Genomic DNA, 13979 nt, shown 5'->3' with positions numbered 1-13979 from the left:
TTCGACCGCTTCGCTCTTGCGCAAATCCGAGCGCATTGACCCGCGAAGCCCCTTCTTAGCATTGCGCTTACCAGAGAAATGCCAAAGCCTGACCCCTGCCTAGCCCAACAACGTCCTGAACAACATGAATCCAAGCATTAGGCCGTGTTTTGAAATGAGCTCAAAACTGGCAGGAACCGATTCTTCGGCAAACAAGACCGCGAAATCGCGGCCGCGCCGAGGCGGATTTGCGGCAGCCTTCGTCTCCTTTATCGCTTGCCTGGTCGCCTGGACGCTCCCAGCCCAAGACCTGCCGCAGCAACAGATCGAGGCCGCGATGACCCTTCGGGTGCTCAGCTTCACCGAATGGCCACAGGAGGCCCACCCCATCCAGATCGGCGTTTTCGAAGACTCCGACAGCCTGACCGCCTTCCAGTCGCTGCTGCAAAACGAAACCTTCCGCTCGCGCTTCGAAGTCAGGCTGATCGATCGCGACATTTCCTCGGAGCAGCTGCGAGGGCTTCAGGCCATCTACTTCAGCGAGCCCGATCTGACCGCGATCCCTAGAATCGTCCTACGCACCGCGGGCCAGCCGATCGTGCTGATCGGGGCCTTCGAGGATTTCCTGGAAATGGGCGGCATGGTAAACTTCATCAAGCGGCAGCGTAAGCTCTCATTCGAGATCGACCTGAAAACATCGCGCCAACGCGGCATCGAGTACCGAGCGAAGCTCCTGCGGCTCGCCAGCAGAATCGTCGAGGAATGAAAATGGACAGCCCATCTCAGGAAAACAGCAGGTTGCTCTCCCGCCAGTTCAGCGAACTTTCGCTGCGCAAGAAGCTGAGCATCATCATCTCCTCGGTGAGCCTGCTGGTGGTCTCGCTCTCCATGCTGACCTCGTTTCTCATCGAGTTCGGCTTTTTCCGCACTCGGCTTCTGGAAGAGTACCAGGCTTCCGCCCGCATCATCGCCACCAATCTGGAGACCTCCGTGGTCTTCGACGAAGTCTACGACGCAAGGGACATGATCTCCGCGTTCCGCCAACGCGAATACGTCATCACCGCGGTGGTCTACACTCGGGACGGATCGATCCTCGCCGCCTACGAGCGCAACCCCAGTTCGGACGATACCGAAAGGCTGATCCCACCCTTCGATGTCGAAAGCGGACTCGAGGGAAACGCCCTCTACGTGAACGTGCCGGTCATGAGCGACGGCATCGAAATCGGACGGGTGGCGCTTCACGCGGAATTGGGCGAACTCTCCTCCTTCCTAGTCGCCAGAGCGTGGATCTTCGCAGCTCTCCTGCTGCTCTCCGTATCCCTGGCGATCATACTGGCCACCAAACTAGGGCGCAAGGTGTCCCAGCCGATCCTGGAGCTCGCCAAAACCGCCCGACGCATCACCACCGAAAACGACTTCTCAAAGCGGCAACCGCGCCTGGCCAACGACGAGACCGGCACGCTGGTGGACGCTTTCAACGAAATGATGGAGACCATACAAAGCCGCGAGGCGGAGATCCTCCTAGCCAAGGAAAACGCCGAGGCCTCCAGCCGGGCCAAGGACGATTTCCTTTCCGTCATCAGCCACGAGCTTCGCACCCCACTGAATCCAATCATCGGATACGTCGAGATCCTCGAGCGAAAGCTAAACAAGCAAGAGGACAAACGCCAGATCGCCCTGGTGAAGCAGTACGCCGAGCACCTTCAGAAACTGATTGGAAACGTCATCGACTACAGCCGTTTCGAACGCGGAGCCGTGAGCTTCTCGCCCGAACCAGTCGACTATTGCCGCCTTTGCCAGAACGCCCTGATCCTGCTCAGCCAAAGCGCCGCGGAAAAGGGGATAGACCTAACCTTCGAGCACCATTTCGATCCGCCCGAGCTCGAGCAAACCCGCACCCTGTCCATCGATCGCACGAAGCTTCAGCAAGTGGTGCTAAACATCATTTCAAACAGCATCAAGTTTACCGAAAAAGGAAGCGTCGTCCTAAAAACCCACCTGCGACGCCGAGGCGAAAGGCATCGCCTGCGTATCGAGGTTACCGATACGGGCATCGGCATAGATTCCACCGACCGGGAAAAGGTGTTCCAGCCCTTCACACAGCTCAACGAAGGCCTCTCCAGCGAGTACGGCGGCATGGGGCTCGGACTCGCCATCACCCGAAAGATCGTAGAGGCCATGGGCGGCTCGCTCGATTTCGAAAGCGAAAAGGACTACGGCTCCTGCTTCTGGTTCGAGCTGCCGGTGGAGCTCAGTGCCGAGAGCGATCCCGACCCCGAGCTGGAACCGCTCACGCCGATTCAGCAATCCAAGTCGGACAAACGAATTCTTCTGGTCGACGATCAGCTGGTGAACCTCGAACTGGGCGAGTCCATGCTCAACTCCTGCGGCCATCGGGTAGCGAGGGCCCGCAACGGCAAGGAAGCCGTCAAATTGGCCGAGCAAGAGGACTTCAGCCTGATCATCATGGATATCAAGATGCCCCGCATGGATGGATACGAAACCTCTCGGGCGATCCGATCCAGCGACAATCCAAACAAAAACACGCCCATCATCGCTATGACCGCCCACGTCACCACTCGGGGAAGCGAGCTGAGCTACGAGTCAGGCATGGACGACTTTCTATCCAAGCCCTTCGACACCGCAAATCTCAACCACATCCTCAAGAAGTGGCTGGGAGCAACCTCCAGCCGCGGCTGAAAGGCGCCCTGCGGAACGCGTCGCTCCCGAAACTCGCCTGCCGCGTCGCCCCATCGACCAGATCAGAACTCCACCCCCGCCTTCACGCTGAGCATGCGCTCGTAGGCGAGGTGGCCGCGATCCAGCAATCGCCCGTTTATCGGATTGTTGGGATAGCGTATCGTGGTATCGAATACATTGTTCACGTGCAGGCTCAGATAAACGCCCTCCCATAGATCGTCCCAACGAGCGTGAAGATCCACCACCGAATACGCGTCGACCGGCTCGCCGAAGAAACCGTCCGGGCGATCCGCCGGCTCGTCGGCGTTGACGTTGTAGAACGAATACATGTTATCCACGTATCGATAGAGTCCTGACAGGGTGAAGTTATCCTTGCGATAGGACAGCTTGGCATGCCCGACCCACTCCGGCGAGTAGCTCATGATGCCTTCCGGGTGCGGCTTGTAGTCCGAATCCTGCCAAGTCGCCCCGAACTCGGCCCGATAGGCCTCCGTCAGCTCGAACCGAGCGAGCAGCTCGACCCCGAAGGTATCGACCTCGCCCCCCGTTCGGCGATCCGTATCCACCAGGTAGTTCGGCAGAAAGCGCAGCTCGTCGGTGATCAGGTCTCGCTGCGAGTTCCAAAAGACGCTGCCGCTTAGCAACATGGAATCGGCTGCGTAGCTGTAGTTCGCTTCCACCGTCCTCACCTTTTCCGACGATACAAGCACGTCGGTGAAACTGGGGAACTTGATCGCGTCTCCCGCCATCAGCTTCAGCACGTTAGCGTCCGAGGCCTGGTAGATGAGCGAGACGCGAGGCATGAAGTTCTCATGACCGCCCTTCACGCCGAAGATGTCGTCAGCGTTGTCCGCGGTGATGCGTCGGCCGTGCTCCTTGAGCTCCTCCACGCGCCCGCCCGCAACCAGCCGTAGCGCATCCGAAATGCTGTAGCTGAGCTGGGTGAAAAAGGCTCGGGTGTCACGCTTGTCGATAAGGACCGTCTCGTTGGCCAGGCCGATCGCCGGCACGTCGGTCAGCTCCACATAGTTCTGCAGGCGCTGCAGATTGATGCCGCCGATCAGCCTAAACCGATCCGAAGGCGCGTAGCTGAGCAGCGACTCCAGTTCCCAGCTGTTGTAGTCGGCTCCGTGAAATCCGACAAAGCCTTCGAACAGGGCGTCGTAGTTCTCGCCCAAGTCGAAGGTGTTGTAGATCAGATGGGTGCTGAGCCGATAGGCCGTCCCGAGCTCGAATTCGCTCCCCAGCGTCATGCGGGTGTTGCGGGTGAAGCGCTGGTTTCCCTCGAACAAGGCTGGATAGCCCGAGAAGGACTCTACCTCCGCCTCGTTGTGCGTCAGCTCGAAAGAGAGATCCCGCCAAGCCGCGCTGAGATGCATCTGGCTGTAGGCCTTCTCCAGCTTCCCGTCCAAAGACAGGTTTTCCTCGGTCACGCCAAAGGCCGGAAGCACCGCCTGATTCTGCGGCCCCACCAGCTCGGTGAGATCGACATCGACTCCCCCAGTCTCGTAGTAGCCCGCGTTCAGGATGACGTGGAAATCCTCGCCGAACTCCGACCAGCGAGCCGCCGCGGAGCGCGTGTGGTAGCCGCCCACCGAGACGCTCACCTGATCGTCGGCGTAGGAGCTGTCGGTGATGATGTTGATCGCTCCGAAGGCCGCTCCGTTTCCGTAAATCACGGAGTTCGGCCCGCGCGACACCTCCACCCGATCGATCGCCTCCACCGGGATGTTCAGCGACTCCATCGGGTTGGACCAAACATCCAGCCGCGACTGAGGCACCCCGTTGAGCAAGATGGCCACGCTGCTGTTCTGCGAGCGCCCGTTCCAGAACCCCCTTATGCCGAAGTTGCCGCTGACGCCGGTGTAGTTGTCTATGTTGTAAAACCCGGGCACGTTCTCCAACACCTCCGTCAGGGTGCGATAGCCGTAGGCCTCCACATCCGATCGCGTCACCAGATAGACGCTGGCCGGAGTGTCGCGAATCTCCTCCGGCACCTTGCCCGGCGTAGTGACTTCCACCCCCATCAGCTCGTCGAGCGACATGCTGGCGATGTCGACATCGGTCTGGGAAAAGGCGTCCGAGCCCAGCGAGGCGCTCGCAAGAAAACTCGAAAATACCCCTAAAACGCGCGACTTTCGGCCAATCATGAAATAAACAGGTCTAGAAACTCGGCAAGGATGAGAAATCCATCGCGTCACGACAAGGGTAGGTTTCACAAAAAGACCCGCTCCCGCCCCCGAGCGATACGTGTTTCCCTTTTCCCATCCGCATTCCTACCGCGGGAGCCTCGAAGGGTTCCCAATGCCACACTCGCGCCTCGACACAGGCCCCGCCCGGCTGATACGCTTCACGCGTTCCATCCGAGCCGCCTCCGGACAGCGTTCGCCGGAACGGGCCCAGCTCAGCCGTCCAACACTCAGCCTATCCAACCATGCTCCCCATCCTCCTCATCCACGGGTATTCATCCGAGGGCGCCAGCACCTCCGTCGAAGAAATCTACGGCACCCTGCCTTCCGACCTCAGAAAGGAATTCGGAGCCGACGCGGTGGTCGACATCGACCTCAGCCGCTGGATCTCCCTCAGCGACGGCGTCACCATCGACGATGTCAGCTACGCCATGGACCGCGCCATCAAAGCGAAAGGGCAACAGCTGGCCGACGGCTTCAACGTGGTGATCCACAGCACCGGAGCGCTGGTCACCCGAAACTGGATCCGACTCTTCAGCCCCAAGCCCTGCCCCATCCAAAACCTGGTGCACCTCGCCGGAGCCAACTTCGGCAGCGGACTCGCCCACATCGGGCGCGGACAGCTGGCCCGCTGGGGGCGCTTCATCCTGCACGGCACCGGTCGCGGCATCCGAATCCTCGACGAGTTGGAATTCGGCTCATGGAAAACCATCGACCTGCATCGACACTTCCTCCAGCCGGGCAACGACATGTACCACGACTATCAGGTGCAGGAATTCTGCCTCATAGGATCCCAAACCCCGGAATCCCTGCGCCACATCCCCATCCGCTACCTGAAGGAGGACTCCTCCGACAACACCGTGCGCACCAGCGCGGGGAACCTGAACTTCAACTACATCAGCGTCACCCCCACCGACGAAGCGCGCCAGATCACAGTGCGCAAGCTGCGCGAGCTCGTGGCCCAGCGCCTGAAGGACGAGACCATCGATTCCTCCTTCTACACCTACGACCTTTCCCAGCTCGCCAGCCAACGGCAAGCCGTTCCCTTCTTCATCGCATTCGAAACCGCTCACTTCGGCGACGAGATCGGCATCGTGACCGGCAGCCAAAATCGCAAGTCCATCCTGCCTCGGATCAAGGAAGCTCTCAGCGCGTCGTACGATAAAAGCGAATACAACCAGATCGTCGAAAGCTTCGAATCCGCCCGAGGCGAAACCTTCGAATCGGCCAAGACGCTGAAGTCCAGCTTCCTGGAGTGGAACAAGCAAAGCCAGTACGAAGGCCACGCCCAATTGATCTTCCGCCTCCGGGACCAGTTCGGACAAGGCATTAAGGATTTCGACATCACCTTTCGCTCCACCCCCCTCGGGATTCGCAAAAACAAGATGGAGGGCATGCTGGAGGATCGGCACAAGAACAAGAAGTTCCCCGGCACCATGACCTTCTACCTGCGCACGCAGCGCTACGACAAGCGACGCAAGAGCTGGGTCGACCTGCTCGACCGGGCGGCCGCGGTGCGGTTGGAGATAACCGCCCACGAGGACGACTCGGACGACATCGACTACATCCCCGTCAATCTGCGCCTCAGCTCGAAAGAGCTGCAAGCGGTCATGCAGAGCTTTCGCACCACCATCATAGACGTCACCCTGATGCGCCTGCCCAGCCAGAAGGTCTTCGCCCTGAAGGCCGCGACCTAGGCGGCCGAAAGGGAGCGGGTGATCGAGGGCGAAACTAGTCGAGAGAGAGCTCCTCCACGATCGATTCCACCAGCGTGTCCGTGTAGTAGCCGGACAACACGATCCCGAGCAAGAAGTCTTCCGACAAGTCGATGTCTGGAGCGTAGAGCAATCGCCAGCTCTCGCCGTCGGTCGAACCCAGAAGCTCGATCCGATCGCCCTTCTTCTCGATCGCCAGATAGGGATCGCCCCCGCAGGCCATCACGCCGGTGGCGTCCCGCTGCCCCGCACGCGAACGCCAGATCCCCTCGAACTGCCCTCTGCCATTGAAATTCATCGACGCGTGAGCCGAATCCCGCTCCAAGGAGTTTCTGACCATGATGCCCACGCGGCAGAACAGACCGTTCAGATCGAAGTCATGCACCTGCACCACGTAGCGAAAGTCGCCAGAGACCTTTCGATACGCGAAGCGCAAGACGTCGTCGTACGGTTGGTAGCCGGGACCGCCCGCGCTGATCGCATGCAGGTTGGTTTCCTCGTCGAAAAGATAGAGCCCCTCCTCGGCGAGCGGTCCGATCACCGCCCCGGTCAAGCCCTCGGCATCGCTTTCCTGCCCGGATTGAGCTTCGCCTTGCGTGGGATGACGAACCTCTCCAGGGCCGTTCGCGGAGTCCGACAAAATGGTCACCAGGGCCTCGCTCAAATAGTCCTCGCTGCCAGCGGACATGACGATTCCGAGCAGAAACGGACCTTCAAACCGAATCTCCCTCCGCACAACCGTGCTCCAGCGGCTGCCATCGTCCGAGACCTTGAGCGTGATCTCATCGCCTGACTTCTCGACGGAGACGTAACCGCTTCGCCTCGAGGAAACCACGGTCCTGCCGACGTCATGCTCCCCGTCGCGATCCCGCCAGACCGCAAGGTAGCGCCCCCGGTCATTGAGCGTGATGGCCGCATGGCGCGAATCCGGGCTAAGGCTCTGACGCACCATCAGCCCGGCCTTGTTGTAGGAGACCTGCGATTCGATATCCGTTACCTTCGCCACGATGCGAAAGTCCCCTTCCACCTCCTTATAGGCGTAACCCAAGACGTCCTCGTACGGTCGAAAGCCGGGCCCCGACGCGCTGATCAGATGAGCATTGGTCTCCTCATCGGTCACGTAACTTCCCAGCATGCCCGTACCGCCAATCATCGCATTCGTGAACTCTCTTTCGAAATCAACCGAATCCTCGAGCGGCTGACCGATCGCATCCTCCACCACCTCCACAATCGCCTCGACCGTGTTGGTGTACCCAGAAAATCCATACTCATTGAAGGCCCGCACGCGATAGTGGTAGTTGCGCCCTTCAGCGGCGGCGCTGTCCTCGAACTGATTTACGTTCGCATCCGTTATGCCGATACGAACGAAACGGATTCCATCCGTGGAACGCTCCACATGAAACCCGAGCTCGTTGTCGGAGTTGTCGCTCCAACTCAATCGTACACTCGCTTCCGCGAAGGAGACGGCCGCCAAGATTCCCGAGGCGACAAGCCCCCTCCTCGCGTATCCGAAATGCAAGGACCTCAGAAGCGATCGAGCAGAGAATTTGAATTTGAGGACAAGAGAAAAAGCAAGAGATTGGCACAACATAGGAGGAGAGCCCGCGCGGCAATTAGGCCAGACCTAAGCGCCCGCCATCGGGTCTTGTTGGGTTCAGGAATGAAAGGTCTCCGAATCGAGTCTTCGGATATGTCGAATCGCGGAAAGGGATCGCCGCGTGGCTCATAGGCGTGGATCGAAGTTTCCCACGTGTCGAGCACACCCTATTCCACAGGCCCTCCCACGTGATTAGAAAAACTCATGCCCGAAGCGGGCCTTGCCACCGCGACCTACCTCCGCAAGCGCTTGTCTATCTATCACTTAACGACGCAAGTCCGGCATCGGCCAAACGACGCAAAAATAGCGCAACCAACGCAACCACCTAATTGTCTAGCTATACCCTAGGCGTCTAAGACCCCTTACAACAAACACTTACGCACCCGTCAATAAAAGTGCCCGCCCATGTGTCCGCTTTTCTACTACGTGTATCCTCGCGCTAGTGTTTTCACAAGGCACCCTTAAGGGAGAAATTGTGGCGCCTATCCGGCGCTTATTGGCAATCGCCCGCCGCGAACCGCCGTTTTCGCTTTAGGGACGGCGCCTGGCGCTCGATTTCGACCTAGCGGGTCGGGGGTCGGCAGGCGCGAAACACCGATCGCTGCTCGCTGTCGCAGACTGGCCAGGACTCGCGAAAAGGCCCCGCCCTGACGGTCTTTCTGGCCGGACCTAATCCGGTTGACCCTGAGACATGCCACTCTTTCCTTACGACCTCTCGATTTGCAGACCTTCCGTCGAAACGCACCCGTGAAAAAATCCCACAGCATTCTCGTAAACCACCTCCAGATCGGCCTCGTCGCCAAAGCGGCGCTCTTCGCATTCGCAGCCCTTCCGCAGCTTCAGGAGACTCGCGAGCTTCTCTCCAGCCAGATCCACGTTCCCGCCGACCTGCTCTGGATTCTCGCCCTAGTCGCCATCGTCGCCATCGACCTGGGCCTCCTCAAGCGCCTGAAGACGCGCCTGGTCTCGCCGCTCGAGCATCTCGTCGACCAGACCAAGCTGGGAGCGAACACCTTCGCCTTCAAAAAGAAGAGCATGAACAAGGAGGAGGACCATCTGAAGCACTTCATCGAAAGCCACGCCCTCAAGCTGGTGGACCTGGAGCAGGAAGTCGCTCGCATGGAGGACGAAGTGCACAAGGTCGAGCGCTACTCCGCCTTCTCGCCGAGCGACATCGAAGAGCTCCAAGCTGCTGTGAAAGACGCCCAGGAAGCGACCCGCGAAGCCGAAAAGCAGATCGCCAGCCTGGAAAGCCGAGCCGAGTCCCTCGAAACGGAAAAGAAGGAGCTCAGAAAGGAACTCAAGGCTAGCCTTCGCGAACTGGAGGACCTGCAAAACTCCCTCGCGAAACGCTCCGCGAAATCGGGCGAAACCGCCGACCTCTCCAGCGTACTCATCGAAAAGCTGCGCGATCCGCTGGCCCTGATCAGCAACCTTTCCTGGCGACTCTCGAAATCCTGGGACGATACCCCTCCCGCCCGAATCCGCGAAGGATTGGACGAAATCGGCCGACAAGCGGAGGAGCAGCTGGCCCTGCTCAAGAAATACGAAACGCCCATCTCCAGTCAGGAGTGAGCGCCGCGCCCCGACGCCCTCGCCCACGCACCGCTTTGCCGTTGCCAAGGGCCAAGGCCCCGCTAGCCTGCCTCGCTCATCCATGAGCGAAGCGACCTTCACCCACATCCTCACCCATCCCGGCAGCGCCCACAAGGACGACCTGCTCGCCTGCTGCCTCCTGCTGGCTTTCAATCCCGCGCCCATCCTGCGCAAAGAGCCGGCCCCTCACGAGCTGGCCGACCCCCACGTCGCCATCGTGGACGTGGGAGATTCGCACGAACCGGAAAACGGAAACTTCGACCACCACCAGTTTCCCCGCGACGCCGCTCCCTCCTGCGCCCTCTCGCTGGTGCTGCAGTACTACGGGCTCTACGAAGACGCTAAACAGTTCTGCGAGTGGCTCGAGCCGGCGGAGTGGTTCGACTGCCGCGGCGCGAACAAGACCGCCCAATGGCTAGGCGTGGAACGGGAAATCATCGGAAAACTCAACTCGCCCATCGACGTCTCCCTGCTGAGGCGATTCGCCGCCTCCCCGTCCCACCAGCCTGGAGAGCCGGTCTGGGAAATGATGCGCATGGTCGGGCAAGATCTGGTCGAGTACCTCAGCGGCTTGCGTCAACGGTTGAACGAAATCGACCGATCCTGCCAGATCTGGAAGATCGACGAAGCCCCCGACCAGGCGAACCTCGTTCTCTTTCTGCCACGGGTCGATCCCCTGCCGGAAGAGCCCTCGGCGGGGATCGGACACTACCTGCGCCAAAAAGCCATCGACGGCCAAACCATCGGCACGATCTACCCCGACCGGAGAAATACCGGGTATGGGATTTCTCGATACAACGATCATCCACTGCTCGACTTCACCCGAATCGAGGGGGAGAGCGACGTGCACTTCGCCCACAAGAGCGGCTTCGTCGCCAAGACCACCGCCACCGATCCCAAGCGCCTGCGCCAGCTGCTGCTGCTGGGCCTCAAGACCACCTGATCCGACCGAGCTTCGGATATTCGAGAAAACCTATCGGACGATCGCGATATCGAATACGGTTGGCTCCGCTGCCATTGTGAGGCGCAATCGCTGCTCCCCCATCAAACACAACCCGTACTCCCGAGATATGAAACCACGCTCCACAATCGCGCGCATGACGCGACACCTGTTCGCGATCATCGCCTTGATCGGCATCGCGACCACCTCAATCGAGGCTGAAACCTCAGGGAAGAAGGCTCCCCTCAATCCCTCCGGCTTCGCCATTCAACGCGGCATCAACTTGAGCCATTGGCTCTCGCAGGACTTTGGCTGGTCCCCCCGAGAAACCTTCATCACGGAAAACGATATTCAGTACCTGGCAGGCATCGGCTACGACCATGTGCGGCTGCCGTTGGACGAAAAGGAAATGTGGGACGCCGAAGGCAATCCCATCGAGGCCTCTTTCGCCTACGTGGAAAAAGCGATCGAATGGTGCCAAGCCCACGATCTGCGCATCGTCGTCGACCTGCACACCATCAACGCCCACCACTTCAACGCCGCCAACGAAGGGCTGGAGAACACCCTCTGGACCGATCCCGCCGCCCAAGAAGGCTTCTTCGATCTCTGGCGCGACCTTTCAGCCCGCCTCCATCACTACCCGGTCGACCTCGTCGCCTACGAAATCATGAACGAGCCGGTGGCGGAAGACCATGAAGACTGGAACCGATTGGTGGAAACCGCTTTGAAGACCATTCGCGAACTGGAGCCCGACCGGGTCATCGTCATCGGAGCCAACATGTGGCAGATCCCAGTCAACGTACCCAAGCTTCGGATACCTGAGAACGACAAGAACATCATCCTCAGCACCCACGTCTACGCTCCACTCGCCTTCACCCACTACAAAGCGAACTGGACTCCTTTCCAAGTCTACGAAGGACCGGTCAGCTACCCCGGAGCGCCCATCACCCAAGAGGTGTACGACGCCCTAGTCGCGGAAAACCCGGCGCTGGCCGACCTGCTCAACAACGCTCGAGAAGACTGGGGCCCGGAACGTCTCGCGGCGGAATTCGCTCCCGCCATCGAACACGCGCGCAAACTCGGCCTGCAGCTCTATTGCGGCGAGTTCGGCTGCTTGCCCACCGTGCCACGCGAGCAACGCCTGGCCTACTACCGCGACCTGCTCAAGGTGCTCGAAGACAACGACGTCGCTTGGGCCAATTGGGAGTACAAAGGAGATTTCGGCATTTTCGAGTGGCATTCGGAAATCACCAGCATCGGGGCGCCCGACCTCGATATGATCGAGGTCCTCACAGGCACGCGCCCGCAATAGGCGTCTGCCGTCACCCCCCTCTCAGCTGACTGCGCGCCCGCCGATACTCGGCGGGCGTCATGCCCACCTCCTTGGCGAAGGCTGAGCAAAAGCTTGCCGCGGAGGAAAACCCGCATTCCGCCGCTATCCACTTTATGGGCTGCGTCGTCTGCAAGGCTAGCTGCTTCGCTCGACGCAGTCGCAGCCCGCGCTGATAGCGTAGTGGAGTCACCCCTACATACTTCAAAAAGAGCTCGTGAAAGCGCGAGCGCGAATAGCCCGCCACCTTGGCTAGCGAAGCGAGGGAAACGGTGTCCAGGTAGTTGCTATCCAAATACTCTATCGCTTTTCGCAGGGCGACCGGGATCTCGCCGCGTTCATCCCAGTAGCCGCTAGCCTCCACTTGAAAGAAGATTTCACCCAGCATCATGCGCTCCAGCGTCGCTTGATCGAAGCCCTGGAGCTCGAACAACGCCTCGCAGCGTTTCGCGAAGTGAGAAGCGTGCTCTTCCCCGTCGACCCAGCGACAAAACCGGGGCAACGCCACCCGGTCCACCCCTGGTAGCAATCGGATGTTTATCGAAAGACAGACGTAGCCTTTTTCCGGATACGCTCTATAGATCGTTTCGTCCCATTGCTGGTTGAGAACGAGATCGCCAGGCTCGACTCGCCGAGAGCAGTTTCCATCCAGTATCCAGCCGCCTCCCTCCAGCATCAGCTCCACTCGAATCATGCCCGGGGGGATCCCGATGGGATTCGGCTGCCCGCCAGCAGGCATTTCGAAGCGAAACAGCTCGTCGATGCGTAGAGTATCGATCGGAAAACTCATGAGAAGACGCGGCCGCGCCGCAGACATTTCTCAAAACCCCGGAAAGCTCCGCTCCCCTTCGAATCGCGCTCGGAGTTCCTCCCTAGAACGTCCATTCGACTCGCCAGGCCCACCCTAGCCCAAAGCGGGGGCGACCTTGCCTTCGGGCACGGTGATGATTTCCGGCCCGTCCTCGCCCACCAAAACCGTGTGCTCGAAATGAGCCGACACACTGCCATCGGAACTGAGGGCTGTCCACCCGTCCTCGCCCATCACGATGCCATGCCTCCCCATGTTCACCATGGGTTCGATGCAGAGCACCATGCCCTTCTTCAATCGCTGGTAATCTCCCGGACGTCCGAAATTGGGGATCTGCGGCTCCTCGTGCAGGCTCTTGCCCACGCCATGACCCACGAAATCGCGGATCACGCTGAAGCCCGCCCGCTCCACCTTCTTTTGAACCGCGTTGGAAATCTTGCCCACCTTGTTGCCCGCCACCGCGTTGCGGATGCCGTCGTACATGGCCTCTTCCGTCACGTCGAGCAAGCGCTGGACCTCGGGCTCCACCCGCCCTACCGGCACCGTACGGCAGTTGTCGCCGATGTAGCCACGGTAGCGCGTGCATACGTCGACGCTGATCACATCGCCTTCCTGCAGCACGCGCTCCAGAGAACCGATGCCGTGCACCACTTCGTTGTTGACCGACAGACAGGTAAACGCCGGGTAGATGCGCGAGCCGACCTTGTACTTGTAGCAGGCGCTCTCCGCTCCGAGCTCCTCGATGAATCGACGGCCCGCTTGATCCAGATCGTAGGTGTTCATTCCCGGAGCCACCAGACCCACCATGCGGTCCAGCACGGTAGCTGCGACCTGCGCGGCTTCTCTGATTGCTTTGTTCTGCTCTTCGTTGCGTACGATCATGATCAATCCGGGATGCTAGCCCGTTGTTCTAGAATAGAATAACGGTTTCAAGCGCAAAACCTTCGGCCGCATTTACATCCGCTTCACAACTGAGCCCCCCAGCTCGCCCCAGAGCCTCGCCCCTCCCCATCGCCATGCCCCCAGGGCTGCAACTCTTTTTTGTAACGTGGTGGATTAACACTTCTAAGGAATATCCGCCTTTTGTGGCCGCCTTGGCTTCGCTATCTTCGAGAGGTAGTCCGA

11 protein-coding genes are annotated in these 13979 nt (G+C 59.8%); 6 read left to right on the top strand and 5 right to left on the bottom strand.

Going from position 1 to position 13979, the window contains the following annotated elements; translation table 11 throughout:
* Positions 1-154 precede the first annotated feature (154 nt).
* Both QEH54_RS00055 and QEH54_RS00050 read left to right on the top strand, forming a co-directional pair.
* Positions 155-745, top strand: a complete 591-nt coding sequence (locus QEH54_RS00055) for a YfiR family protein (protein WP_309016560.1) — start codon at positions 155-157, stop codon at positions 743-745.
* Between the two features lie 2 nt (positions 746-747).
* Positions 748-2679 carry an ATP-binding protein gene (locus QEH54_RS00050; protein WP_309016559.1) on the top strand — a complete coding sequence of 644 codons (1932 nt, stop codon included), beginning with the start codon at positions 748-750 and terminating at the stop codon, positions 2677-2679.
* Between the two features lie 62 nt (positions 2680-2741).
* On the opposite strand, the gene QEH54_RS00045 is transcribed toward QEH54_RS00050, so the two are convergent.
* Positions 2742-4829: a TonB-dependent receptor gene (locus tag QEH54_RS00045; RefSeq protein ID WP_309016558.1), complete on the bottom strand. Its 2088-nt coding sequence runs from the start codon at positions 4827-4829 to the stop codon at positions 2742-2744.
* A gap of 284 nt (positions 4830-5113) precedes the next feature.
* Between QEH54_RS00045 and QEH54_RS00040 the strand changes: the two genes are divergently transcribed.
* Positions 5114-6565 (top strand): alpha/beta hydrolase, encoded by a 1452-nt coding sequence (locus QEH54_RS00040; RefSeq protein ID WP_309016557.1) that lies wholly within the window; start codon positions 5114-5116, stop codon positions 6563-6565.
* A gap of 34 nt (positions 6566-6599) precedes the next feature.
* Here QEH54_RS00040 and QEH54_RS00035 read toward each other — a convergent pair whose 3' ends face one another.
* A complete protein-coding gene (locus QEH54_RS00035) occupies positions 6600-8021 on the bottom strand; it encodes a hypothetical protein (protein WP_309016556.1) in 1422 nt (473 codons plus the stop codon).
* Between the two features lie 906 nt (positions 8022-8927).
* On the opposite strand from QEH54_RS00035, the gene QEH54_RS00030 reads away from it, so the two are divergent.
* The 3 genes from QEH54_RS00030 (at position 8928) to QEH54_RS00020 (ending at position 12028) form a co-directional block, all read left to right on the top strand.
* A complete protein-coding gene (locus QEH54_RS00030; RefSeq protein WP_309016555.1) occupies positions 8928-9755 on the top strand; it encodes a hypothetical protein in 828 nt (275 codons plus the stop codon).
* Positions 9756-9837: 82 nt separating this feature from the next.
* A complete protein-coding gene (locus tag QEH54_RS00025; protein WP_309016554.1) occupies positions 9838-10719 on the top strand; it encodes an MYG1 family protein in 882 nt (293 codons plus the stop codon).
* A gap of 127 nt (positions 10720-10846) precedes the next feature.
* Positions 10847-12028, top strand: coding sequence for a cellulase family glycosylhydrolase (locus QEH54_RS00020; protein WP_309016553.1), 1182 nt, complete (start codon positions 10847-10849; stop codon positions 12026-12028).
* 10 nt (positions 12029-12038) lie between these two features.
* On the opposite strand, the gene QEH54_RS00015 is transcribed toward QEH54_RS00020, so the two are convergent.
* The 3 genes from QEH54_RS00015 to QEH54_RS00005 form a co-directional block, all read right to left on the bottom strand.
* Positions 12039-12836, bottom strand: a complete 798-nt coding sequence (locus QEH54_RS00015) for an AraC family transcriptional regulator (RefSeq protein WP_309016552.1) — start codon at positions 12834-12836, stop codon at positions 12039-12041.
* A 114-nt stretch (positions 12837-12950) separates the two neighbouring features.
* On the bottom strand, positions 12951-13736 hold the full coding sequence (gene map / locus QEH54_RS00010; protein ID WP_309016551.1) for a type I methionyl aminopeptidase: 786 nt from the start codon (positions 13734-13736) through the stop codon (positions 12951-12953).
* A gap of 28 nt (positions 13737-13764) precedes the next feature.
* Positions 13765-13979: hypothetical protein (locus tag QEH54_RS00005; RefSeq protein WP_309016550.1), on the bottom strand; the 215-nt coding region annotated here is incomplete at its 5' end.

The sequence above is a fragment of the Pelagicoccus sp. SDUM812003 genome, from assembly GCF_031127815.1.
Taxonomy (GTDB): Bacteria; Verrucomicrobiota; Verrucomicrobiia; order Opitutales; family Opitutaceae; genus Pelagicoccus.
The sequence above is the reverse complement of the archived record's forward strand: the minus strand, read 5'-3'. Positions and strand labels throughout refer to the sequence as shown.